Genomic DNA, 21,275 nt, shown 5'->3' on the forward strand with positions numbered 1-21,275 from the left:
GTCATGGTATCCGGTCGAGAGGCCCTTTAGAGGGCTTCGGCGCCGGAGATGATTTCCGTAAGCTCGGTCGTGATCTGCGCCTGACGCGTGCGGTTGTACTGGAGCGTCAGCTTGCCGATCAGCTCGCCGGCATTGCGCGTCGCGGAGTCCATTGCGCTCATCCGCGCACCTTGCTCGGATGCGCCGTTCTCGAGCAGCGCGCGGAAGACCTGGACCGCCACGTTGCGCGGGAGGAGATCGTCGAGGATCTCCGTCTCGTCCGGCTCGTATTCGTAGAGCGCGCTCGCGCCGGTCTCCTCGCCGCCCGTCTCCGTCTCGGCGATCTCCGCCGGAACGAGACGCTGCGCCGTCGGGATCTGGCTGATCACCGAGCGGAAGCGGGAGTAGAACATCGTCGCGACGTCGAACTCGCCGTCGTTGAACATGGCGAGGACGCGGTCGCCGACCTGCTTCGCATGGTCGAAGCCGATCGTCTTGGCGTCGCGGAACGAGATCACGTCGATGATCTTGTCGCGGTGCTGGCGGCGAAGCTGGTCGGCCCCCTTGCGGCCGACGCAGAGGATCTTCACCTGCTTGCCCTCGCCGATCAGGCGGTCGATGTGCTGGCGGGCGAGCCTGACGATCGACGAGTTGAACGCGCCGCACAGGCCGCGATCCGCCGTCATGACGACGAGCAGGTGCACGTCGTCCTTGCCGGTGCCGGCTAGGAGCGGCGACGTCCCCGGCTGGCCCTTCGTGGAGGAGGCGAGGCCCGCGAGCACCTCGTCCATGCGCTCGGCATAGGGGCGGGCCGCAGCCGCCGCCGACTCGGCGCGGCGCAGCTTCGCCGCGGCCACCATCTGCATGGCCTTGGTGATCTTCTGCGTCGCCTTCACCGAGGCGATGCGGTTCCTGAGGTCCTTAAGGCTGGCCATCTATGCCGTCTTTCCCCTTCGCTCGCCGTCTCGGCTTCAGGCCTGGAACGACTTGGAGAAGGCGTCGACGGCCTGCTTCAGCCGCTCGCTCGACTCGTCGCTCAGGGCCTTCTCGGTCCGGATGGTGTCGAGAAGGTCGGCGTGCTTGTCGCGCACGAAGCGCAGAAGCTCGGCCTCGTAGCGGTTGACGGCGGAGACCGGGATCGGGTCGAGATAGCCGTTCACGCCGGCATAGAGCACCACGACCTGCTCTTCCATCTTCAGCGGCGAGAACTGCGGCTGCTTCAGAAGCTCCGTCAGGCGCGCACCACGATTGAGGAGGCGCTGGGTGGTGGCATCGAGATCCGAGCCGAACTGCGCGAACGCCGCCATCTCGCGGTACTGCGCCAGCTCGCCCTTGATCTTGCCTGCGACCTGCTTCATCGCCTTCGTCTGCGCCGCCGAGCCCACGCGGCTCACCGACAGGCCGACATTCAGCGCCGGGCGCACGCCCTGGTAGAACAGGTCCGTCTCGAGGAAGATCTGCCCGTCGGTGATCGAGATCACGTTCGTCGGGATGTAGGCCGACACGTCGTTCGCCTGCGTCTCGATGATCGGCAGGGCCGTCAGCGAGCCGGCGCCGCGCTCGTCGCTCATCTTCGCCGAGCGCTCGAGCAGGCGGGAGTGCAGGTAGAAGACGTCGCCCGGATAGGCCTCGCGGCCGGGCGGACGGCGCAGGAGCAGCGACATCTGGCGGTAGGCGACGGCCTGCTTCGACAGGTCGTCATAGGCGATCACGGCGTGCATGCCGTTGTCGCGGAAGAACTCGCCCATCGTGCAGCCGGTGAACGGCGCGAGATACTGCATCGGCGCCGGGTCGGACGCGGTCGCCGCGACGATGATCGAGTACTCGAGCGCGCCGCGCTCCTCGAGCGTCTTCACGAACTGCGCGACGGTGGAGCGCTTCTGGCCGATCGCGACATAGACGCAGTAGAGCTTCTGGCTCTCGTCGTCCGAAGCGTTGAGCGGCTTCTGGTTCAGGAACGTGTCGAGCACGATCGCGGTCTTGCCGGTCTGGCGGTCGCCGATGATCAGCTCGCGCTGGCCGCGGCCGACCGGGATCAGCGCGTCGATCGCCTTGAGGCCGGTGGCCATCGGCTCGTGCACCGACTTCCGGGGAATGATGCCCGGTGCCTTCACGTCGACCGGCTTGCGCTCGGCGGAGTCGATGGGGCCCTTGCCGTCGATCGGGTTGCCGAGCGCGTCGACCACCCGGCCGAGAAGGCCCTTGCCCGTCGGCACGGCGACGATGTCGCCCGTGCGCTTGACGGTGTCGCCTTCCTTGATCTCGCGGTCGGAGCCGAAGATCACGACGCCGACATTGTCGGTCTCGAGGTTCAGGGCCATGCCCTGAATGCCGTTCGGAAACTCGACCATCTCGCCGGCCTGGACGTTGTCCAGGCCGTAGACGCGCGCGATGCCGTCACCGACGGAGAGCACCTGTCCGATTTCGGAGACTTCGGCTTCTTGACCGAAATTCTTGATCTGATCCTTGAGGATCGCGGAGATTTCTGCGGCCCGAATGTCCATCAGCCGACCTCTTTCATCGCGAGACGTAGCCCGTTCAGTTTCGTTTTGAGGGATGTGTCGATCATGCGGCTGCCAACGCGCACGACCATGCCCCCGATGAGGGAGGCGTCAACCTTGCGGGAGAGATTCACGCTGCGCCCGACCGCCTCCTTCAGGGCGGCGGCGAGCGACGTGGCCTGCTCCTCGGTGAGCTCCTGCGCGGTCACGACCTCCGCCGAGACCTCGCCCCGGTGCCGGGAGACGATCGCGCGGAACGCGCGCACCATCTCGGGCAGGGCGAAGAGGCGGCGGTTGCGCGCGGCGAGGTTCACGAAGTTGGCCGTGATCCCGCCGATGCCGGCCTTCTGAAGCACCGCGCCGAAGGCCCGCCGCTGGTCCTCGGCCGAGTAGACCGGGCTGCGCACGAGGCGCATGAGATCGTCGCTCTCGCCCAGCATGCGGCCGATCTCGTTCATGTCCGACGCCACCTGATCGATGGCGCCTTCCTCGGCGGCCAGATCAAACAGCGCCGTGGCGTAACGACCGGCCACGCCGGATACGAGAGTTTCTTCTCCGTTCACCCGTCCTGCTCTCTGATGCCTCTCGGGCGCAACCCATCGAACGGCGTAGGTAAGATGCGCGCGTCCCGAGAACGGAATGTCTTGATTGACCGGGGGGTCCGCTAGCGTCGGACGCCCCCCTGAAACCGCCGGAGCACCTAGCACACTCCCCTAGGCGGTGCAACACGAGGTGATCCGCAGCGGTGGGACTTGTCGAAGCCTGGCGCATCGGGTTGAAGAGCACCGGCGGAATGAACTGAGAGACCGTTGGTGATGGCTTTGAACGTCCATCCCCGCGGTGCAAGATCGAGTCGTCTTGTTCAGGCGAGGGTATATGGCACGCACGCTCTATCTTCACATCGGGCACGGCAAGACCGGCTCCAGTTATATTCAGGCCTCCCTCGCGAAGAGTCGCCGCTCTCTGGAGGAGGCGGGCATCTGGTATCCCTCTCCACCGGACGCCGATAAGGCCGCTTCCGGCGGCATCTCTTCGGGGAACGGCCGCATGCTCGTGGGCAACGAGATTCCTGCCGACAGAGCACCTGCCGACTGCGAGGCGATCCTCTTCAGCAGCGAACGCCTGTTCAAGCACCTGCTGGACGCCGACAATCGGCAGGCTGTGCGCGATTGGGCGACGGCAGCCGGCGCCGGGTCGATCGAGGTGCTGCTCTTCATCCGGGACCCGATCGAGCAACTCGCCTCGTCGTACCAGCAGGCGGTCAAGCGACACGGCACGACAATCTCGCTCGACGAGTTCTCCGCGAAGCAGCAGATGCCGAAGGACGTGCGCGATTTGCTCGCGGGTCTGCGCGCGATGTCGAATGTCCGTGTGACGGTACGCAACTACTCTCGCGTGCGAGGCTCGCTTCTGCCGGTCACGGCGGCCTGGCTCGGCATCGACCGGAGCCTCCTCGAACTGCCGCCCCGAGAGCAGGTCAACCGGTCGTTGACCGCAGGAGAGCTCGCGCTCCAGAGGGTTCTCAACGGGCGGGTGGGGCCGTCCAGCAAGATCCTGTCCGACCCGCTCTGCGAGCTGACGCCGGATATCGCCGCCGACGACATGCGCCCCTCGATGGCGGCGCAGGAAAGCTTCTGGCGGCGACTTGAGCCATTCATCAACGAGGTCAACGCCCAGCTCGAGGCCGAGCATCATTACCGGGCCGATCTGGGTCCCGCCAGGGAAAGGCCAGGGGCGCCGGACTATCTGTTCACCGACGCGCAGATCGAGGTGATCGGTCGGTCGTTCGGCGACACCATAGAGAAGCTGCGAAGCATGCTCCAGCGCCAGCGCGCGCTCACCCATCTGGCGATCGGTGACAAGCAGGCGAATGCGGGCCATCCGGATCGAGCCTCCGAGAGCTTCCGGAAAGCACTGCAGTTCGATTCCGGCAACGTGGATGCCACCATAAGCCTGGCGATGGCCCTCCTCCAGCTCAACGGAGCCGTCGCGCAACCGGCCCGTCTCGCGGCCAAGGCGGAGGCGCTCGCGCCGAACCATCCGCGCCTGGCCCGCCTGAAGGCGAAGCTGTCGCAGGCGAGGCGCGCCGGTTCGCCGGCCCGCGACCGGAAGCTCAATGCGGCGGCGGCCGGCCCCAACCTCGTTGAAGAAAGCTGACCAGAGCAACATCCACTGTCGCCCCGGATAGTGTCCGCGGGCGCGGGTCCTCTACATCCGAGAAGGTTGTCTTCGCGAGTCCGAGGCCGGGCGATTGAACGTGCCTCCAGACCGTGTGAAGTTGCCGGCGCACGAAGCGCAGTTCGAGCGTTGGGAGGCGAGCCGGGGGCCATGCCACGAACCCTCTATCTCCATGTCGGGCACTCCAAGACCGGCTCGAGCTACATCCAGGCGTCTCTGGCGAGGAGTGTTCGTTCGCTCGAGTGTGCCGGGATCTGGTATCCTCCTCCTCCCGATCTGCAACTCGCAGCTTCCGGAGGCATCACCTCCGGCAATGGCCGCATGCTCATGAGGCATGAAGTCGCGCCGGACGAGGTCCCGGCGGGGTGCCACGCGATTCTGTTCAGCGGCGAGCATCTGTTCGAGCACCTCCTCGCTCCTGCCGGACGGAGGGAGGTCGCGGACTGGGCCACGGCGGCTGGCGCAGATGCGATCGAGGTGCTCCTCTTCATTCGGGACCCCATCGAACAGGTGGCATCGGACTACCAGCAGGCCGTCAAACGGCACGGCTCCACCATGTCCATCGACGACTATGCCTCCCGGTACGACAAGCCGGTTCGCGTGCGCGACACGCTTGTTGCTCTGCGGGAGATAGCAAATATCCGCGCCATCGTCCGCAACTACAGCCGGGTGCGTGGCTCGCTCCTGCGGGAGACGGCGGAGTGGCTGGGTGTTTCGGAGACTCTTCTCGAGCCGCCGGCGGCGCGCCAGGTCAACCGCTCGCTAACGGCCGGAGAACTTACTCTCCAGAGGGCCCTCAACGCCTGGCTCGGCGCGTCAAGTCCGCTCCTGTCCGACCCGCTGTGCGAGAAACTGCCCGACATTACCGCGGACGAGATCCGTCCCTCGATCGCCGCACAGGAGGCCTTCTGGCAGAGGCTCGGTCCCTGCATTGCCGAGGTGAACGCCCTGGTGGAGCCGGAGCACCGCTACCGGCACGACGTGGCGCCGGGGCGGGAGAGGTCGGCCGCCCCCGACTACCTCTTCTCCGAGGCGCAACTCGAGCTGATCGGCCGCTCCTTCGGCGCCATGATCAAGAAGCTGAGAGCGGCCCTGAAGCAGCAGCAGGCACTTACCCAATTCGCCGTCGGTGACAAGCATATGCTCCACGGCCAGCCGGAGGTCGCGGCACAGGCCTACCGCAAGGCGCTCGAGTTCGAGCCCCGCCACGCCGGCGCGATGGTCGGTCTCGCACAGGCCCTGCTGCATGTCGATCCGTCCTCGGACGAGCCCTTGCGTCTCGTGTCGGAAGCGGAGGCCATCGCCCCCAAGCACCCCCGCCTCGTCCGGCTGAAGGCCCGACTGGCAGAGAGGGCGGTCCGGTCGGCTACAGAAAGCTGACGGGGTCGATATCCACAGACACCCGGACGTTGCCCGCAGGTTTCGGCGACGCGGAGAGCCAGGCGCGGATGAAGGCCGCCATGTCGAGGCCGCGCGGCGCCTTGACGAGGAAGCGAAGCCGGTGCCGTCCCCGGATGACCGCGAGCGGCGCGTCTGCCGGACCCAGAACCCGGACGTCACCCGACGGCACCGCCAGCGCCATCGCCTTGGCATGCGCCACCGCCTGTTCCCGTGCGTTCGCCGAAACGACGAGGGCGGCCAGGCGGCCGAAGGGCGGCAGGCCCTGGCGGGCGCGTGCCTCTAGCTCGCGCTCGTAGAAGCCATCCTTGTCGCCCGAGACGATCGCCGCCATGACGGGATGGCTCGGCTCGAAGGTCTGCACGAAGGCGCGGCCCTCGTGCAGGCCACGGCCGGCGCGCCCCGTCACCTGCTGGAGGAGCTGGAACGTCCTTTCGGCGGCCCGAGGGTCGGCCGAGGCGAGGCCGAGATCGGCGTCGACGACGCCGACCACCGACAGATGCGGGAAGTTGTGGCCCTTGGCGACGAGCTGCGTGCCGATGACGATGTCGGCCTCGCCCCGCTCGACGACCGCGAACCGCTCGCGCAGGTCGGCGAGGCTCGCCACCACGTCGCTCGACAATATGAGGACGCGCCTGTCGGGGAAGAGCGACATCGCCTCCTCGGCGACGCGCTCGACGCCGGGCCCGCAGGGCACGAGGCTGTGCTCTGCGGCGCAGTTGGGGCACTTGTCCGGCCGCCCGGTCTCGAAGCCGCAATGGTGGCAGGCGAGCGTGCCGCGGAAGCGGTGCTCGACGAGCCAGGCCGAGCAGTTCGGGCACTCGAAGCGGTAGCCGCATTTGCGACAGAGCGTCAGCGGCGCGTAGCCGCGCCTGTTGAGGAAGAGGAGTGCCTGCCGCCCGTGCCCCGTCTCCTCGGCGATCGCCTTCACGAGCGCCGGCGCGAGCCAGCGGCCGCGCTCGGGGCCCTCGGTCCGCATGTCGATCGCCGTGATGTCCGGCATCGGCATCGCGAAGCGCTCGTGGAGCGTGATGTGGCGATAGCGGCCCTTCTGGGCGTTCGCACGGCTCTCGACGGACGGCGTGGCCGAGGAGAGGACGACCGGGATCTCCGACAGCATGCCGCGCACGACCGCCATGTCGCGGGCATTGTAGATCACCCCGTCCTCCTGCTTGTAGGCGGGGTCGTGCTCCTCGTCGACGACGATCAGGCCGAGCTCCCGGAACGGCAGGAAGAGCGCGGAGCGCGCGCCCGCGACGGCGCGGACCTCGCCGCTCGCGACGCCGCGCCAGGTGCGCTCCCGGGCCTTCGGCGTCGCGTCGGAGTGCCACTCGGCGGGGCGGGCGCCGAAGCGCGCCTCGAACCGCTCCAGGAACTGTCCCGTCAACGAGATCTCAGGCACGAGCACGAGCACCTGCCGGCCGGCCTTCAGGGCCGCGGCCACCGCCTCGAAATAGACCTCGGTCTTGCCCGAGCCTGTCACGCCTTCGAGGAGCGTCACCTCGAAGCCGCCCTCGGCCGCCGGCCCCGACAGGGCCTCCGCCGCCTCTTCCTGGCTCTCGGTCAGTGCCTTGTGCGGCCGGTCCGGGTCGGGCGGGGGGACGAGCGGTTCGGGCGGCAGCTCCACCTGCCGCAGCGTGCCGGCCTCGACGAGCCCATCGACGACGGAGGTCGACACCCTTGCCGCCTCGGCCAGCGCTGCCTTCGTCCGCGCCTCGCCGTGGCCCAAGACATCCAGCACGCGCCGCCGCGCCTCCGTCAGGCGGTCGGGGGGCGGACCCGCGAGCCTCAGCGCCAGGACCGGCTTCTCGGGCAGGAGGGCGCCCGGCACCCGCAGCACCATGCGCAGGACCTGGCCCGGCGGCGTCACCGTGTAGTCGGCGACCCAGGAGACGAAGCGCCTCATCGTCGCGTCGAGGTGGCCGTCGAGCTTGCGCTCGACCGCCTTGAGCTTCTTGCCGTCAATCGGCTCCGGCACACCCTCCCAGACCACGCCGAGCATGAGGCGGGGCCCGAACGGCACCACCACGACGTCGCCGACCCGGAGCGACAAGCCGTCGGGAACGGCATAGGTGTAGGTCCGCTCGAGCGCGACCGTCACCAGCACGTTCACGGTGCGGGGCAGGGGGGGCTTGTCGGCGGGACTGTCAAGCACGGCCGGATACGATAAAGAGGGCACCGGATTCGTATACCACCTCGTTCCGCACGGGACAGAAGGGAGCACGCCTCATGAAGTTCTTCGTAGATACCGCCGACGTCGAGGAGATCCGCTCGCTCGCCGAGATCGGCCTGATCGACGGCGTCACCACGAACCCCTCGCTCGTCGCCAAGGCCGGCCGCAACTTCCTCGAGGTCGTCGAGGAGATCTGCGACATCACCGACGGCCCGGTCTCCGCGGAGGTGACCGCGCTCGAGGCGGACAGGATGATCGAGGAGGGACGCAAGCTCGCGGAGATCGCCGACAACGTCGTCGTGAAGGTGCCGCTCACGCTCGAGGGCTTGCGGGCCTGCGCCGCGCTTCGCGAGGACGACATCGACGTCAACGTCACGCTCTGTTTCTCCGCCAACCAGGCGCTCCTCGCCGCGAAGGCGGGTGCGAGCTACATCTCGCCCTTCATCGGACGCCTCGACGATATCGGCCTCGACGGAATGGAACTGATCGCCGAGATCCGCCAGATCTACGACAATTACGGGTTCGAGACCGAGCTTCTCGCCGCCTCGATCCGCACCGTCAACCACGTGAAGCAGTGCGCGCTTCTCGGCGCCGACGTGGCGACCGTCCCGCCGGCGACGATCCGCGCCCTCGTGAAGCACCCGCTGACGGACAAGGGGATCGAGTCGTTCCTCGCCGACTGGAAGAAGACGGGGCAGACGATCCTGTGAGGTAACGAGGGGAGAGGTCCGCTGCAGCTCGATCCGCGGGCTGGGGGCAGGAGCATTCGGGTGCGCCGCTCAGGCTCTCCAGGGATTGATCAGCTGAAGGCCCAGTCCCTCGAATCCGCCTGTGTCGCGTGTGGCTATGGTAGCGCCATGCTCCATGGCGACCGCGGCGATGAAGCCATCCGGCATCGAGATCGGCCGTCCGAGGTCGCGCCGGACCGCATATATCTGCGCGTAGCACTTCGCCGCTCCCTCCGAGATAGGGAGGACTCGGTCCGACAACACCTCGTCGAAGATCGCCCGAACCCGCTGCTCCAGGAGTTGGCGACGTTGTCCTTTGGGAAGGGTCGCCACACCAGCGAGAATCTCGGCCTGGACGATCGTGGCGGTATAGAGCGATCGTCGAGGCTGGCTGTCAGCCCACGCCGCGACAACTTGCTCCGGCACCGGCCGCATGAGCTCCGAGAGGACGTTGGTGTCGAGGATTACCACTCGCTGAAATCTGGCGGATCGCGCTGCGGCAGCGGTTCGGGCTCCGGCAGGTCGACGCCGCCGCCGATCTCCGCCATGCGGCGCCGGATCGCTGTGGCTAGGCCGACCTCCTCGTCTTCGGAAGCCAACGCCTCCTGCAGGATCGCCCGGAGCTCGGCCTCCATCGAGCGCCCGTGACGGTCGGCCCGGCGACGCAGCGAGGCCTTCAAGCGGGGCTCGATCCGCCTGATCGTCAGCGTGGTCGTATTGTGCGTGTCGCGCGACTTATGCATGGCTGGAGTGTATGTATGCCGTGTCTGGCCGGCAATGCGTCACCGGAAGCCGGCTTCTTCATCCTGACTCTGAGCGCGGTCCCGGCTTCGGGTGTGCTTGGGGTCGAGGTCCGGGCGGCGTGCTCTCGACCAGTCGATATGGTCGCTCATGTCTTCGGCCTCGTTGAACCTTGGCTCGAACTCGCTTGCCTTCATGATCCTTGCCTCCACCGGCGGCGCCATAGCGCATTAAACCATGCGTTCACGGCAATCGCCGAGCATGGTTCTCGTGGCCAAATGAATAACCCCGCATGACCGACACCGACGCCCCGCCCGCCCTCTTCCACGCCGCGCCCGATCTCGAGGCGGCGGTGCGGGAATGGCTCGCGCATCTGGCCGGCGAGCGGCGGCTGGCGGCGAACACGCTCGAGGCCTATGCGCGTGATCTCCGGCAGTTCCTCGCCTTCCTGCAGGGGCACCTGGGCGAGCCGCCGCGCCTCGACGACTTCGCGGGGCTGACGCCGATGGACGTGCGCGCCTTCATGGCGTCGCGCCGCAACCGCGGGGTCGGTGCCCGGACGCTGGGCCGCAGCCTCGCCGCCCTGCGCGGCTTCGCGGCGCATCTCGAACGGACGGGACGTCCGGCTAGCCCCGCCTTCGGCGTCGTGCGCGGCGCGAAGAAGAAGCGGACCCTCCCGAAACCGCTGACGCCGGAGAACGCGGCGCGGCTGACGCAGTGCGCCGACCTCCTCGCCGATGCCGAGCCGTGGATGGCCGCCCGCGACGTGGCCGTCTTCTCGCTGCTCTACGGCTGCGGCCTGCGTATCTCCGAGGCGCTCGGCCTCCTGCGCAAGGAGGCGCCTTTGCCCGGCGGGGACGACGTGCTGCGCATCCTCGGCAAGGGCGGCAAGACCCGCCTCGTGCCCGTGCTGCCGGCGATCTCGGAGGCGGTGGGCGACTATCTCGAGCGCTGCCCCTACCGGCTCGCGGCCGGCGATCCTCTCTTCGTCGGCGCGAAGGGCGGGCCGCTCAACCCGCGCATCGTCCAGCGCCGCATGGCGGAACTGCGCGGCGCCTTGGGACTGCACGACAGCGCGACGCCACACGCCCTCCGCCACTCCTTCGCGACGCACCTGCTCGCCGCCGGCGGCGACCTCCGCGCGATACAGGAGCTCCTCGGTCATGCGAGCCTGTCGACGACGCAGCTCTACACCGAGGTCGACGAGGCGCGGCTGATGGAGGCGTATCTCGCGGCGCATCCGCGCGCCTGAGCCCCCGCGTTCACAAGCCGGTGAGGCCCCGTGACGCAGCGGCATACCGTGCTAGCATTTCACCGATCGCCTGGATTGCTCCGGGCGCATCCAGAGGAGCCAGACATGATCCGCACCATCCTCGCCGCGACGGCGCTCGTGGCCTTCGCCGGTGCCGCCTCGGCCGACTGCTACAGCGGCCACACGGCCCAGAAGGAGACGAAGCCAATGACGACGGCGCAGATCCAGTCTCCGGACGCGCAGACCCCGAAGCAGAACTGACCGGGCGGGCTGGGGCCGGTCCGCGCCGGCCTCAGCCCTTCCCCTTCTGCCCCCGCTCCAGGAGGAACACCGCCTGCTCGCCCAGAGTGTTGCGCAGGGGCAGGGGGAGGTTGGCCGGCAGCCGGTTGCCGCTGCCGTCTAGCGTGACCGACCGCACGACCGTCGCGCCGATCTCGTCGACGAGCGCGACGAAGTCGCGAATCGTGCAGAAATGGATGTTCGGGGTCTCGTACCAGGTGCAGGGCAGGTGCGAGCTGACGGGCATGCGTCCCCTGAAGAGGATCTGCCACCTGAGGCGCCAGTAGGCGAAGTTCGGGAAGGACACGACCGCCCGCCGCCCGATGCGCAAGAGATGCTCCAGCACGCCCCGCGGATCGTAGGTCGCCTGCAGCGTCTGGCTCAGCACGACATAGTCGAAGGCGTTCGCCGGATAGTCGACGAGGTCGTGGTCGGCGTCGCCCTGCACGACGGCGAGACCCTTCGCGACGCATTCGTTCACGCCCGCCTGGCTGAGCTCGATGCCCCGGCCGTCGACGCCGCGCGTCGTTTCGAGCAGGAGAAGGAGCTGGCCGTCGCCGCAGCCGATGTCGAGCACGCGCGCGCCCGGCTCGATCATCTCGGCCACGAGCTGCAGGTCTATGCGGTCGGGAAACTCCGGCGTCGGGTGGCGCGGGCTGGCGTGAACGAGATCGGTCATCACGCCCCGCTGCGCACGCGCCAGGCGCCGTCCAGGAATCCGGAGATCGCGTCGAACATCACGGGCTCGTTCAAGAGGAACGCGTCGTGGCCCTTGTCGCTCTCGACCTCGACGAAGCTCACCCTGGCGCCGGAGGCGTTCAGCGCGTGCACGATCTTGCGGTTCTCCTCCGTGGGGAACAGCCAGTCGCTCGTGAAGGAGACGACGCAGAAGCGCGACTTCGTGCCCATGAAGACGTTGGCGAGCTTGCCGTCGGCCTCGGCCGCGAGGTCGAAATAGTCCATCGCCCGCGTCAAATAGAGGTAGGAGTTCGCGTCGAACCGGTCGACGAAGCTCATGCCCTGGTGGCGCAGATAGCTCTCGATCTGAAAGTCGGCGTCGAATCCGAAGGTGAACTGTTCGCGGTCCTGCAGGTTGCGGCCGAACTTGCGGTGGAGCGCAGGGTCCGAGAGATAGGTGATGTGCGCCGCCATGCGGGCGACGGCGAGGCCCTTGGTTGGCCGGCAACCCTTCGTGAGATAACGGCCGCCGCACCATTCCGGATCGGCCATCACGGCCTGTCGGCCGACCTCGTGGAAGGCGATGTTCTGCGAGGAATGGCGTGCGGCGGTGGCGATGGGCACGGCGGCAAAGACCCGCTCGGGATAGCTCGCCGCCCACTGGAGCACCTGCATGCCGCCCATCGAGCCGCCGATCACGGCGAAGAGCGTGTCGATGCCCAGATGATCGACCAGGCGTGCCTGCGCCGAGACCATGTCGCGGATCGTCACCAGCGGGAAGTCGAGACCCCACGGTTCCCCCGTCTCGGGATTGATCGAGGCGGGGCCCGTCGAGCCCATGCAGCCCCCGAGGACGTTCGCGCAGATCACGAAGAACCGGTCGGTGTCGACCGGCTTGCCCGGCCCGACGAGGATCTGCCACCAGCCGGGCTTGCCCGTCACGGGGTGGACGTTCGCGACATGCTGGTCGCCGGTCAGCGCGTGGCAGACGAGAATGGCGTTCGACTTCGCGGCGTTCAACTCGCCATAGGTCTGGTAGGCGATCGAGAGCCCGCCCAGCCGTGCCCCCGCCTCGAACTCGAGGCAGTCCTCGGGCGCGAGCTTCAGGACGGCGCTGTCCGGCGCCTCGAGCTGGCGCGCGGCCGCGGTGAGGGAGGTGACGACTTCGTTCATCTTCCGAGCCGGATGGCCGCGAACCGTGCGGCCGCCCCTTGGACGAAGGTTCTGCAAGGGTGCAAAGTAGCTAAGGACGCAGCCGCGCGAGGTCAACGTTTCTTTTGATTTCGGCCTCCCGCTTCCGTATGACTGCCGGGCTTCGCCATCCCGCTCACCCTCCCGCTAGAAGGCTTCAGCCGGTGCCGACCAATACCGCCCTCGCCGATCCCCAGAACGCAGAGGAGCTCGCGGCTCTGCGCGACCAGATCGACGAGATCGACGCGGAGATGCACCGGCTTCTCATGCGCCGCGGCGAGGTGATCGACAGGCTGGTCGCGGCGAAGCGCACGCAGGCGTCGGGCGTCGCCTTCCGGCCCGGCCGCGAGGTCGATATGCTGCGCCGACTGGCCAGTCGCCATTCGGGCACGCTGCCCCTCTCGACCGTCGAGCATGTCTGGCGCGAGATCATCGGCACCTTCACCCAGGCGCAGGCGAGCTTCAAGGTGCACACCCCCAACGCCACGCGGCCCGGCACGCGCGACACGCTGCGCTTCCATTTCGGATTCTCGGCCGAGCTCGTCGATCACGGCTCGGTCGGCGAGGCGATCGCGGCGGCGGCCGCGAGCGGAACGGACCTCGTCGTCGTGCCGCTCGACGGCGACGGCGCGGAACCCTGGTGGCGCCCGCTCGCGGAGCCCGGTGCGCCGATCAAGGTCGTGACGGCGCTGCCGCTCCTCGTGCCCGCCGGCGAGCTCGGTGTGGCGCCCGCGCTCGTTCTGGGCTCGAGCGGCATCGAGATCGACGACGCGCCCTTCGGCGTCTACGCCGTGGCGGCGCCGACCGACGCGGCAGGCATCCATCCGTTGTGCCGGGCGGGCGACCGCAGCCTCGTCGCCTATGAGGACGCCGGGGCTCTGCGGGATTCCGCGACCGGTTCGGCGCTCCACGACCTCCTGACGAACGCCGCTCCCGTCGGCCGGCTCTACGCCCTGCCGAAGCTCTAGCACTCTCCGGTCAGCACCGGCCCGGCCGTTCTGCGCATCTCCACCCGGAGCGGCCGCCCCAAGACGACAGACAGACACGATATGAGCGAAATCCTCGACAGACCGCAGCCGAAGCCGGGCGTGCTCGACATCGCCGCCTACAAGCCGGGCGAGGGCAAGGCCAATCCCGGCGGAAGGGTCTACAAGCTGTCCTCGAACGAGACGCCGCTGGGCCCCAGTCCGCGTGCGATCGAGGCCTTCAGGGCGTGCGCGGGCGAGCTGCACTACTATCCCGACGGCGGCGCCACCGCGCTGCGCCAGGCCGTCGCCCGCCGCTTCGGCCTCAACGCCGACCGCATCGTGTGCAGCGCGGGATCAGACGAGCTGATCTCGCTCCTCTGCCATGCCTATATCGAACCGGGCGACGAGGTCGTCTACTCGCAGTACGGCTTCCTCATGTACAAGATCGCGACGCTCGCCTCCGGCGGCGTGCCGGTCGTCGCGCCGGAGACCGGCCTCAAGGCCGACGTCGACGCCATCCTTGCGAGGGTCACGCCGCGCACGCGGCTCGTCTTCCTCGCGAACCCGAACAACCCCACGGGCAGCTATCTCACGCAGGAGGAGGTCAAGCGCCTGCATGCGGGGCTGCCGAAGAACGTCATCCTCGTCCTCGACGCGGCCTATGCCGAATATGTGCGCCGGAACGACTACGAGGCCGGCTACGAGCTCGTCGCGACGAACGAGAACGTCGTGATGATGCGCACCTTCTCGAAGATCCACGGGCTCGCCGCGCTGCGGCTCGGCTGGGCCTATTGCCCCGCCGGCATCGCCGACGTGCTGAACCGGGTGCGCGGGCCGTTCAACGTCTCCGCCCCGGCGATCGCGGCGGGCGTCGCCTCGCTCGCCGATCCCGCGCACACCGACGGTGCCGTCGAGCACAACGAGTGCTGGCTGCCGTGGCTCGCGACAGAGCTCCGCGAACTCGGCCTCGAGGTCGAGCCCAGCGTCGCGAACTTCGTTCTCGTCCGATTCCCCGAGAGCGCGGGCGTGACCGCGCCGGAGGCCGACGCGGCGCTGCAGGCCGGCGGCGTCTTCGTGCGCCGCATGGAGGCCTATGGCCTGCCGGACGCGTTGCGCATCACGATCGGCCAGGAGGAGGCGAACCGGCTCGTCGTGGAGATCCTCGCGCGTCTCCTGGACGGACGTCGTGCCTGAGCCGCTCTTCGACCGCGTCGCGCTGATCGGCATCGGCCTGATCGGCTCGTCCATCGCCCATGCCGTCCGGCGCGGCGGGCTCGCCCGCCACATCGCCGTGCAGACGCGGCGGGAGGAGACGCTGGCGGAAGCGCACGGGCTCGGGCTGGGCGACAGCTACACGACCGATCCCGCCGAGGCCGTCGCCGGAGCCGACCTCGTGATCCTCTGCGTGCCGGTGGGTGCGTGCGAGGGCATCGCGCAGGCGATCGCGCCGGCGCTGAAACCGGGGGCGGTCGTCTCCGACGTCGGCTCGGTGAAGACATCGGTGGTGCGCCAGATGCAGCCGCACCTGCCGGAGAGCGTGCACTTCGTGCCGGGCCACCCTGTCGCCGGCACGGAGCATTCGGGCCCCGCCGCGGGGTTCGCTGAGCTGTTCGACAATCGCTGGTGCATCCTCACGCCACCGGCCGGCACCGATCCCGACGCCGTGGGGCGGCTGTCGGCCTTCTGGACGGCGTGCGGCGCGAATGTCGAGATCATGGCGCCCGAGCATCACGACATGGTGCTCGCGATCACCAGCCACGTGCCGCATCTCATCGCCTACAACATCGTCGGAACGGCCGCCCATCTCGAGGAGGTCACGAGCTCCGAGGTGATGAAGTTCTCCGCCGGCGGCTTCCGCGACTTCACCCGCATCGCGGCCTCCGATCCCACGATGTGGCGGGACGTCTTCCTGCACAACAAGGAGGCGGTGCTGGAGATGCTCGGCCGCTTCACCGAGGACCTGACGGCGCTGCAGCGCGCCATCCGCTTCGGCGACGGCGACACGCTCTTCGACCTCTTCACGAAGACGCGGGCCATCCGCCGCGGCATCATCGAGGCCGGGCAGGAGACCGCCGCCCCGGACTTCGGGCGCAGCCCGCACGCCAGGGCGCAGGAGCCGGGCGAGTAGCGCCTCTCGTCGATCTGCCCGGCGTGGCTCCATCGCCGGGCATCGAGATTGCCCTTCGCTCGCTGCCGCCGGAGTTGCGACGCCGGCGGTGGACGGAACTGCCCGTCCGTGGGGCGAGGCTGCTCAGTTGCCGGCTCTGCACGACGTCGTGCCGCCGGCCCAATCGAGCATGAGCTCCGCCGAATAGGAGGCGCCACCGTCGAGGCCGAGAGTCACAGCGCCTAGAACCTCCTCGCCGCCCGACATCGCGACGAATTCGCCGCTCTGGGCTGAGGTCGAGGAGCCTCCTCCGCCACGCTTCGCGACGGAGAAGTCGTAAGTGCCGGACAGCGGCTTCGCGCTCTGCAGGACCGCCTGCAGGGTCGTGCCGTGCCCATCCGCAATCGGGCGTATCTCGCAGGTGACCTCGCTCTCGCCGCGTACTGACGGCGCCTGGCTCTCCCGCGCGGTCGTCGCGAACGAAGCAGCGAGCAACGCGGGAACGACAGCGAGCGCCAGGGTGGGGTACCTGAACATCGAATCCTCCTTGGTTGTCCGGGAGCGGGGACGGAGCGCCGCGCTCGGCGCCCCGTCGACTTCCGTCAGCGGCTGCTCTGGATCGTCAGCGACATGTTCCCGCGACCGACCTGGCGGGTCTCGGCCTGGTTGCCGTTGCCGACCTGCTGCATGCTCGAAGCGTTGTCACGGCCGACCTGATCGATCGTGGCCTGATGGCCGGTGCCGATCTGGGTGGTGCCCGCGATGTTGCCGCGACCGGTCTGGTAGGTCGCAGAGTCGTTGCGACGGCCGGACTGGCCGGTGACGGCGAAGTTGCGATCGCCGTACTGGTCGATCAGAGAGCGGTTGCGGAAGCGCTCCTGCTGCGTGTGGGCGTAGTTGCGGTCGCCGTTCTGGATCGTGCGGGCCTCGTTCCTGCGACCCGACTGGCGGGTGTAGATTTCGTTGCGGGTGCCGACCTGTCCGGCGGCCTGGCCGTTGTACCAGCCGCGCTGGTGGACGCTGCTCTCGTTTCCGCCGGCATTGGCGTCGGCGATGCCGGTGACGGACAGCATGGCGAGGGCGCTCGCGGCGAGGATGATGCGCTTCATCGGGTCGTTCCTTTCCCTGGTTCCAGCTTCCGGCGGGAGGACAACTGCTCTCGCCGTGTTGGGTGCAGGTTTAGCGACGGCGCCTTGAACTCGTGGTGAAGCGGCCGTTCATCGGCTCTTCAGGTCGCGGCCCGGCCACCGAACCTGCCGCCAGAGCGGGGACGATCATGGTCTTCGTGCCACAGACGCGGGACCGTCGCCTGTGGCATGGTGGTCCCGATCGGAGCAGCGGAGACATGTCGCGCCAGATGATGAAGCGAAGGAATTCCCGCGGTCTCGGCGTGCCGCTCGCTCTCGTGCTCGCCCTCGCGCCATGCACCGCGGCAGCGGCGGATCTTCAAGGCGCGCCTCCCGTCGCGGACATCGCATGGATGGAGGTCGAGTTCTCGGTCGGGGCGACTTATTTCGACCTGCCCGGCCGCTCGCTCGGCCGGGTCGGCGGTGGCGGCGGCCTCGCCGACATGTCGGGCGATCTCGGCGGCTGGGGGCCTTCCTTCGAGTTCAGCCTGCGCCGTGCGGTGCCGGCGGCCCGGTGGCCAATCTTCCTCGAAGCCAGGGGCTTCCTCGCCGGCGTGTCGGTCGAAGACACGGTCAGCATGCGCCCGACCGGCACGCGCTTCGTCGGCGCGACCGGTCCGACCACCGGCGGCGCCTTCGTCGACCTCGCCGCGAGCTCCGCGCCGGCCGCCTCGCTCGCGGCGGCCTCCATCCGCGGTGTCGGCGCCTCGGGCGACGCCGGCAGCATCGACTCGACCGTCAGCACGGTGGAAGATTTCAGCGCCAACGTCTCCACGACGCTGCTCGACGGCGGGGTGCTGAACTCGCTCGTCCTCGTCGACGGCCGCGCCACTCCCGTCGCGACGGCGATCGGGGCCTCCTTCACCGATCGAGGCTTAGCCTTGGCTGCCGTCGGGGACCTGTCCCGAGTCCAGGTCGTCAGCGAGTACGAGAGCGACGTGACGTATCTCGGCGGCGAGTTGCGCGTCGGCCTAGACCGCCAGCCGGTCGGCGCGGCCTCCGTCTCGCCCTTCGCCGGTATCGCATGGCGCGGCTACCGCCACGAAGCCCTGACCTCGACGAGCCTCGGCTTCGTGCCTCCGCCGGCCGCGGACGGCGCGCCGGCACTGCCGGCCCAGTCGGCGACGATCGAACTCGACGAGCGCGTGAGGGGCCGCTACTACGGCGGCAGCCTCGGCGCCGAGATGGCGGCGCCGCTCACCGACCGCCTCTCCCTCGAGGCCGGAATCGCGGGCTCCGTCTTCTACCTCCATGCCGACTACCGGGGCGGCCAGCGCGGCATTCTCGACACCGGCCTGCCTGCAGGCTCATTCGCGGTCAGCGGGCCGCGTCTCGCCGAGGACGAGGGGCGGGCAGCCTTCGCCGTCGCCCTCGAGTTGGGGCTCGCATATCGAATCGGCCCGGGAAAGCTCAGTCTCGGCGGTTCGATCGAGTATCTAAGCGACGTGCCTTCGGTCGCGGCCGATGGCGGGGCTTCCGCCCTCGCCAGCGCACCGGGCGGCAGTGCGGGATCGGCCGGCAGCCTCGTCACCGGCACCCCCGAGCGGCGCCTCGCCTTCGACGACATGACGAATTTCGGCCTGAAGGTCGGATACGCCGCGAGCTTTTGATGCGGCCGCGACGGCCCGGCCAACGTAGCATGGTCGTGCGGGCGTCGAATGGCACGGGTGTCGCGACATGCCGGTCGAGCCTTTGGGACGATGCGAGAGCGTCGCTTCGGTCATCCATGCCGTCGATCCCGATGCCTTCGGTGTGCGGGCCTTCCTCTTCATGGAAGAGGAAGGCGGCGAGGCGTTTGTCCGGGAGATCCTGCTCGGTGGGGCCGGCATGTCCACAGGCGCCGTCGAGTACCTCTGGACCCCGTAGCCGGCCAGGCCGCCGCTGCTTCAGAACAACCGTGGCAGGTCGGCGACCGGGAAGTTGCCTATATAGGCCTTGCCGTTGCGCAGCCGCAGCTCGCCCCGCACCGCGGGCTCCCCCTCGATCTCCGTCCTCTCGCCGATGAAGCGCAGTGCCGTGGCGACGAACGGGGCGACGCCGCCGAAGGCGTTCGTGGCGCCGGGGCTCGTGACGTCGGGGCCGGCGAGGGCCAGGGACAGCAGGCCGTTCAGGCGCCCGTCCGCCTCGGGCTGCAGGTTGCCCTGGGCGATGAAGCGGGTGTCCTGTTGCCGCGCGACGAGCGACTGGATGTCGAACCGGCCGCCCGCCTCCTGCCAGCGGGGCAGGAATTCGCGCGGACGTGCCACGAGCTCCGGCGTCAGCGCCACCGCGCTGCCGACCAGGTTGACGTCGACCGGCTCCACCCGGGTCGCCCCGGGATAGGTGATCATCAGGTCCTTCGCCGAGACCGCGAGATCCATACCCTGGTCGTCGCCCGACGGGCCGGCCGCACCTTCACGCTGGTGAAACTCGAGACGGCGCGCCTCGAGTGCGAAATCCTCGGCCGCCTGCCGCCCCTCCGGCGCGACCGCCAGGTTGTCGGCGGCGACGTCGATCGCCCTCAGACGCCCGAGCGGCATGTGGAGCGACGCCTGCATCAGGTCCCAGCTCGCGACGAGCGGCCGGCTGCCGCCGAGGAGATCCGGCCCGCTCGCGACCTGCAGCGGGCCGTCCAGCTCCACGATGACGTGCTCCGGGCGCCAGACCTGCAGCACCGCCCGCAGCTCCTGTCCGGTCGCCACCACTTCCGGCTGCACCGACAGGGTGAAGCTCGGGCTCTCGCAGACGAATTCGAAGCGGAACGGGAAGCCGCCGGTGCTGCGCTCGCTGCAGGAATGGACGCGGCCCTGCGTCGCCTCGACCGCCAGCCAGGACTCGAGGGCCGCCTCCGCCCGGCGGCTCGCCACCGACCAGAAGTAGCTCCACGCGCCGATGGCGGCGAGGATCAGGAGGACGAGGACGACGAGCGCCATCGGCGGCCGGCCGAGCCCTCTCTTCCTGTCGTCGGTCATGCTCATGGATCTGTCCGGGCTCTCTGGAGTTCGCGCCGATGCGGTGCTAGGTGACCGCAACATAGACGGTTTTCATGGCGTGACGAGGGCTTGACGTGGAAGCTCCCGACGACGGGCAGATGTGGGTGTTCGGCTACGGTTCGCTGATGTGGCGGCCGGGCTTCGTGCATGTCGAGGAGGCGCCGGCGCGCCTGAACGGCCTGCACAGGTCGCTCTGCGTGCTTTCGCATGTCCATCGCGGGACCCCCGAGGCGCCCGGTCTCGTGCTCGGCCTCGACCGCGGCGGCTCGTGCCGCGGCCTCGCGTTCCGCGTGCCGCGCGAGGAGGAGGAGAACACGCTCGCCTATCTCAGGGCGCGGGAGCAGCCGACGATGGTGTACAAGGAGGTCCGGCGGAAGGTGCTTCTGCTCGACGGGAGCCGTCGAGCCGTGCGCGCCCTCTGCTACGTCGTCGACCGCGCCCACGGCCAGTATGCGGGGGTCCTGCCGATGGAGACCCAGATCGAGCTCGTGCGCCGCAGCCGGGGGCAGTCGGGGCCGAACGCCGAATACGTGCTCAGCACCATCGCGCATCTGCGGCAGATGGAGATCCACGATCCCTCGCTCGAGAGGCTGAGCATGGGGCTCGGCGCCGGCAGCTGAGCAGCGGCGCTCAGGCCGCCGCGACGTGACCCGTCTCGCCCTCGATCGCCGACCTGATGTCGTTGGCGACCGCCTTCGCGTCCTCCGGCGTCTCCGTCAGGAGATGAACATGCGCCTCGCTCGCGCCGGCGGCCCGGGCGGCCGCGATCGCCTGCGCGGCACCCGCGCCGGCGGCGCCGGCCCAGACGACCTCCGCCTCCCCGTCTCCGCGCACGCTGACGAGGAGCAGGGCGCAGTGCCGGAAATCGGGCGCGAGCTCGATCGGCAGGATCTTGTGAAGGTAGCGTTTCCCGCTCGCGCCGCTCCAGTAGCGGAACTGGCCCGCCAGGGGCGTTCCCGCGAGTGCAAGCGGCAGATCGCAACTATCAGCTCGCTTCATGAGA

Annotated in this window: 24 protein-coding genes; 11 read left to right on the forward strand and 13 right to left on the reverse strand. The window is 69.0% G+C overall.

Annotation, left to right across the window (positions count from 1 at the left end):
• Positions 1-26 precede the first annotated feature (26 nt).
• From N177_RS21295 to N177_RS04365, 3 genes are read right to left on the reverse strand one after another with little or no spacing between them, the layout of a single operon-like run.
• A complete protein-coding gene (locus N177_RS21295; RefSeq protein WP_023431027.1) occupies positions 27-914 on the reverse strand; it encodes a F0F1 ATP synthase subunit gamma in 888 nt (295 codons plus the stop codon).
• Positions 915-950: 36 nt separating this feature from the next.
• Positions 951-2,483, reverse strand: coding sequence for a F0F1 ATP synthase subunit alpha (atpA, locus tag N177_RS04360; RefSeq protein WP_023431028.1), 1,533 nt, complete (start codon positions 2,481-2,483; stop codon positions 951-953).
• Positions 2,483-3,043 (reverse strand): F0F1 ATP synthase subunit delta, encoded by a 561-nt coding sequence (locus N177_RS04365; RefSeq protein WP_040485136.1) that lies wholly within the window; start codon positions 3,041-3,043, stop codon positions 2,483-2,485. Before N177_RS04365 ends, atpA begins: the two co-directional genes overlap by 1 nt.
• A gap of 313 nt (positions 3,044-3,356) precedes the next feature.
• Between N177_RS04365 and N177_RS04370 the strand changes: the two genes are divergently transcribed.
• Positions 3,357-4,637: a tetratricopeptide repeat protein gene (locus N177_RS04370; RefSeq protein WP_023431031.1), complete on the forward strand. Its 1,281-nt coding sequence runs from the start codon at positions 3,357-3,359 to the stop codon at positions 4,635-4,637.
• A 171-nt stretch (positions 4,638-4,808) separates the two neighbouring features.
• Positions 4,809-6,038, forward strand: a complete 1,230-nt coding sequence (locus tag N177_RS21585; protein WP_023431032.1) for a tetratricopeptide repeat protein — start codon at positions 4,809-4,811, stop codon at positions 6,036-6,038.
• On the opposite strand, the gene N177_RS04380 is transcribed toward N177_RS21585, so the two are convergent.
• A complete protein-coding gene (locus tag N177_RS04380) occupies positions 6,025-8,181 on the reverse strand; it encodes a primosomal protein N' (RefSeq protein ID WP_040485155.1) in 2,157 nt (718 codons plus the stop codon). The genes N177_RS21585 and N177_RS04380 overlap by 14 nt on opposite strands.
• A 104-nt stretch (positions 8,182-8,285) precedes the next feature.
• Between N177_RS04380 and fsa the strand changes: the two genes are divergently transcribed.
• Complete coding sequence (gene fsa, locus N177_RS04385) at positions 8,286-8,939, forward strand: fructose-6-phosphate aldolase (protein WP_023431034.1); 654 nt, start codon at positions 8,286-8,288, stop codon at positions 8,937-8,939.
• 69 nt (positions 8,940-9,008) lie between these two features.
• Here the strand turns inward: fsa and N177_RS04390 are convergent, their stop codons facing one another.
• The 3 genes from N177_RS04390 to N177_RS21590 are packed head-to-tail and all read right to left on the reverse strand — an operon-like array spanning position 9,009 to position 9,895.
• The gene (locus N177_RS04390) at positions 9,009-9,428 is read right to left on the reverse strand and encodes a type II toxin-antitoxin system VapC family toxin (RefSeq protein ID WP_023431035.1); all 420 of its coding nucleotides are present in this window, start codon (positions 9,426-9,428) and stop codon (positions 9,009-9,011) included.
• Positions 9,422-9,700, reverse strand: coding sequence for a FitA-like ribbon-helix-helix domain-containing protein (locus tag N177_RS04395; protein ID WP_023431036.1), 279 nt, complete (start codon positions 9,698-9,700; stop codon positions 9,422-9,424). The genes N177_RS04390 and N177_RS04395 overlap by 7 nt, the downstream gene beginning before the upstream one ends.
• A gap of 39 nt (positions 9,701-9,739) precedes the next feature.
• The gene (locus N177_RS21590) at positions 9,740-9,895 is read right to left on the reverse strand and encodes a hypothetical protein (RefSeq protein WP_160170909.1); all 156 of its coding nucleotides are present in this window, start codon (positions 9,893-9,895) and stop codon (positions 9,740-9,742) included.
• 95 nt (positions 9,896-9,990) lie between these two features.
• On the opposite strand from N177_RS21590, the gene N177_RS04400 reads away from it, so the two are divergent.
• The gene (locus N177_RS04400) at positions 9,991-10,950 is read left to right on the forward strand and encodes a tyrosine recombinase XerC (RefSeq protein ID WP_023431038.1); all 960 of its coding nucleotides are present in this window, start codon (positions 9,991-9,993) and stop codon (positions 10,948-10,950) included.
• Positions 10,951-11,055: 105 nt separating this feature from the next.
• The gene (locus tag N177_RS21595) at positions 11,056-11,211 is read left to right on the forward strand and encodes a hypothetical protein (RefSeq protein WP_023431039.1); all 156 of its coding nucleotides are present in this window, start codon (positions 11,056-11,058) and stop codon (positions 11,209-11,211) included.
• A 31-nt stretch (positions 11,212-11,242) separates the two neighbouring features.
• Here the strand turns inward: N177_RS21595 and metW are convergent, their stop codons facing one another.
• Together metW and metX are read right to left on the reverse strand one after the other, a co-directional pair.
• Positions 11,243-11,908 carry a methionine biosynthesis protein MetW gene (gene metW / locus N177_RS04405; RefSeq protein WP_023431040.1) on the reverse strand — a complete coding sequence of 222 codons (666 nt, stop codon included), beginning with the start codon at positions 11,906-11,908 and terminating at the stop codon, positions 11,243-11,245.
• Positions 11,908-13,080 (reverse strand): homoserine O-acetyltransferase MetX, encoded by a 1,173-nt coding sequence (gene metX / locus N177_RS04410; protein ID WP_023431041.1) that lies wholly within the window; start codon positions 13,078-13,080, stop codon positions 11,908-11,910. Before metX ends, metW begins: the two co-directional genes overlap by 1 nt.
• Positions 13,081-13,262: 182 nt before the next feature.
• On the opposite strand from metX, the gene N177_RS04415 reads away from it, so the two are divergent.
• The 3 genes from N177_RS04415 to N177_RS04425 all read left to right on the forward strand — a co-directional run bounded on the left by N177_RS04415 (position 13,263) and on the right by N177_RS04425 (position 16,194).
• Entirely contained in the window at positions 13,263-14,066 is an 804-nt protein-coding gene (locus N177_RS04415) for a chorismate mutase (RefSeq protein WP_023431042.1), read from the forward strand.
• Between the two features lie 81 nt (positions 14,067-14,147).
• A complete protein-coding gene (hisC, locus tag N177_RS04420; protein WP_023431043.1) occupies positions 14,148-15,260 on the forward strand; it encodes a histidinol-phosphate transaminase in 1,113 nt (370 codons plus the stop codon).
• Positions 15,253-16,194: a prephenate/arogenate dehydrogenase family protein gene (locus N177_RS04425; protein WP_023431044.1), complete on the forward strand. Its 942-nt coding sequence runs from the start codon at positions 15,253-15,255 to the stop codon at positions 16,192-16,194. Before hisC ends, N177_RS04425 begins: the two co-directional genes overlap by 8 nt.
• Before the next feature lie 123 nt (positions 16,195-16,317).
• On the opposite strand, the gene csgH is transcribed toward N177_RS04425, so the two are convergent.
• On the reverse strand, positions 16,318-16,710 hold the full coding sequence (gene csgH, locus N177_RS20465) for a curli-like amyloid fiber formation chaperone CsgH (RefSeq protein ID WP_023431045.1): 393 nt from the start codon (positions 16,708-16,710) through the stop codon (positions 16,318-16,320).
• 65 nt (positions 16,711-16,775) lie between these two features.
• The gene (locus N177_RS04435) at positions 16,776-17,282 is read right to left on the reverse strand and encodes a hypothetical protein (RefSeq protein ID WP_023431046.1); all 507 of its coding nucleotides are present in this window, start codon (positions 17,280-17,282) and stop codon (positions 16,776-16,778) included.
• Positions 17,283-17,518: 236 nt separating this feature from the next.
• Here N177_RS04435 and N177_RS04440 point away from each other — a divergent pair, with 236 nt between their 5' ends.
• Together N177_RS04440 and N177_RS04445 are read left to right on the forward strand one after the other, a co-directional pair.
• Entirely contained in the window at positions 17,519-18,910 is a 1,392-nt protein-coding gene (locus N177_RS04440) for a hypothetical protein (RefSeq protein WP_040485137.1), read from the forward strand.
• 67 nt (positions 18,911-18,977) lie between these two features.
• The gene (locus tag N177_RS04445) at positions 18,978-19,166 is read left to right on the forward strand and encodes a hypothetical protein (RefSeq protein ID WP_023431048.1); all 189 of its coding nucleotides are present in this window, start codon (positions 18,978-18,980) and stop codon (positions 19,164-19,166) included.
• 20 nt (positions 19,167-19,186) lie between these two features.
• Here N177_RS04445 and N177_RS04450 read toward each other — a convergent pair whose 3' ends face one another.
• Positions 19,187-20,257 (reverse strand): DUF2125 domain-containing protein, encoded by a 1,071-nt coding sequence (locus N177_RS04450; protein ID WP_040485138.1) that lies wholly within the window; start codon positions 20,255-20,257, stop codon positions 19,187-19,189.
• A gap of 113 nt (positions 20,258-20,370) precedes the next feature.
• On the opposite strand from N177_RS04450, the gene N177_RS04455 reads away from it, so the two are divergent.
• Positions 20,371-20,892 carry a gamma-glutamylcyclotransferase gene (locus N177_RS04455; protein WP_040485159.1) on the forward strand — a complete coding sequence of 174 codons (522 nt, stop codon included), beginning with the start codon at positions 20,371-20,373 and terminating at the stop codon, positions 20,890-20,892.
• A 10-nt stretch (positions 20,893-20,902) separates the two neighbouring features.
• Here N177_RS04455 and N177_RS04460 read toward each other — a convergent pair whose 3' ends face one another.
• Entirely contained in the window at positions 20,903-21,271 is a 369-nt protein-coding gene (locus tag N177_RS04460) for a hypothetical protein (RefSeq protein ID WP_023431051.1), read from the reverse strand.
• Between the last annotated feature and the right edge of the window lie 4 nt (positions 21,272-21,275).

Origin of the sequence: Lutibaculum baratangense AMV1 (assembly GCF_000496075.1) — a bacterium.
In the GTDB taxonomy this organism is placed as follows: Bacteria; Pseudomonadota; Alphaproteobacteria; order Rhizobiales; family Tepidamorphaceae; genus Lutibaculum; species Lutibaculum baratangense.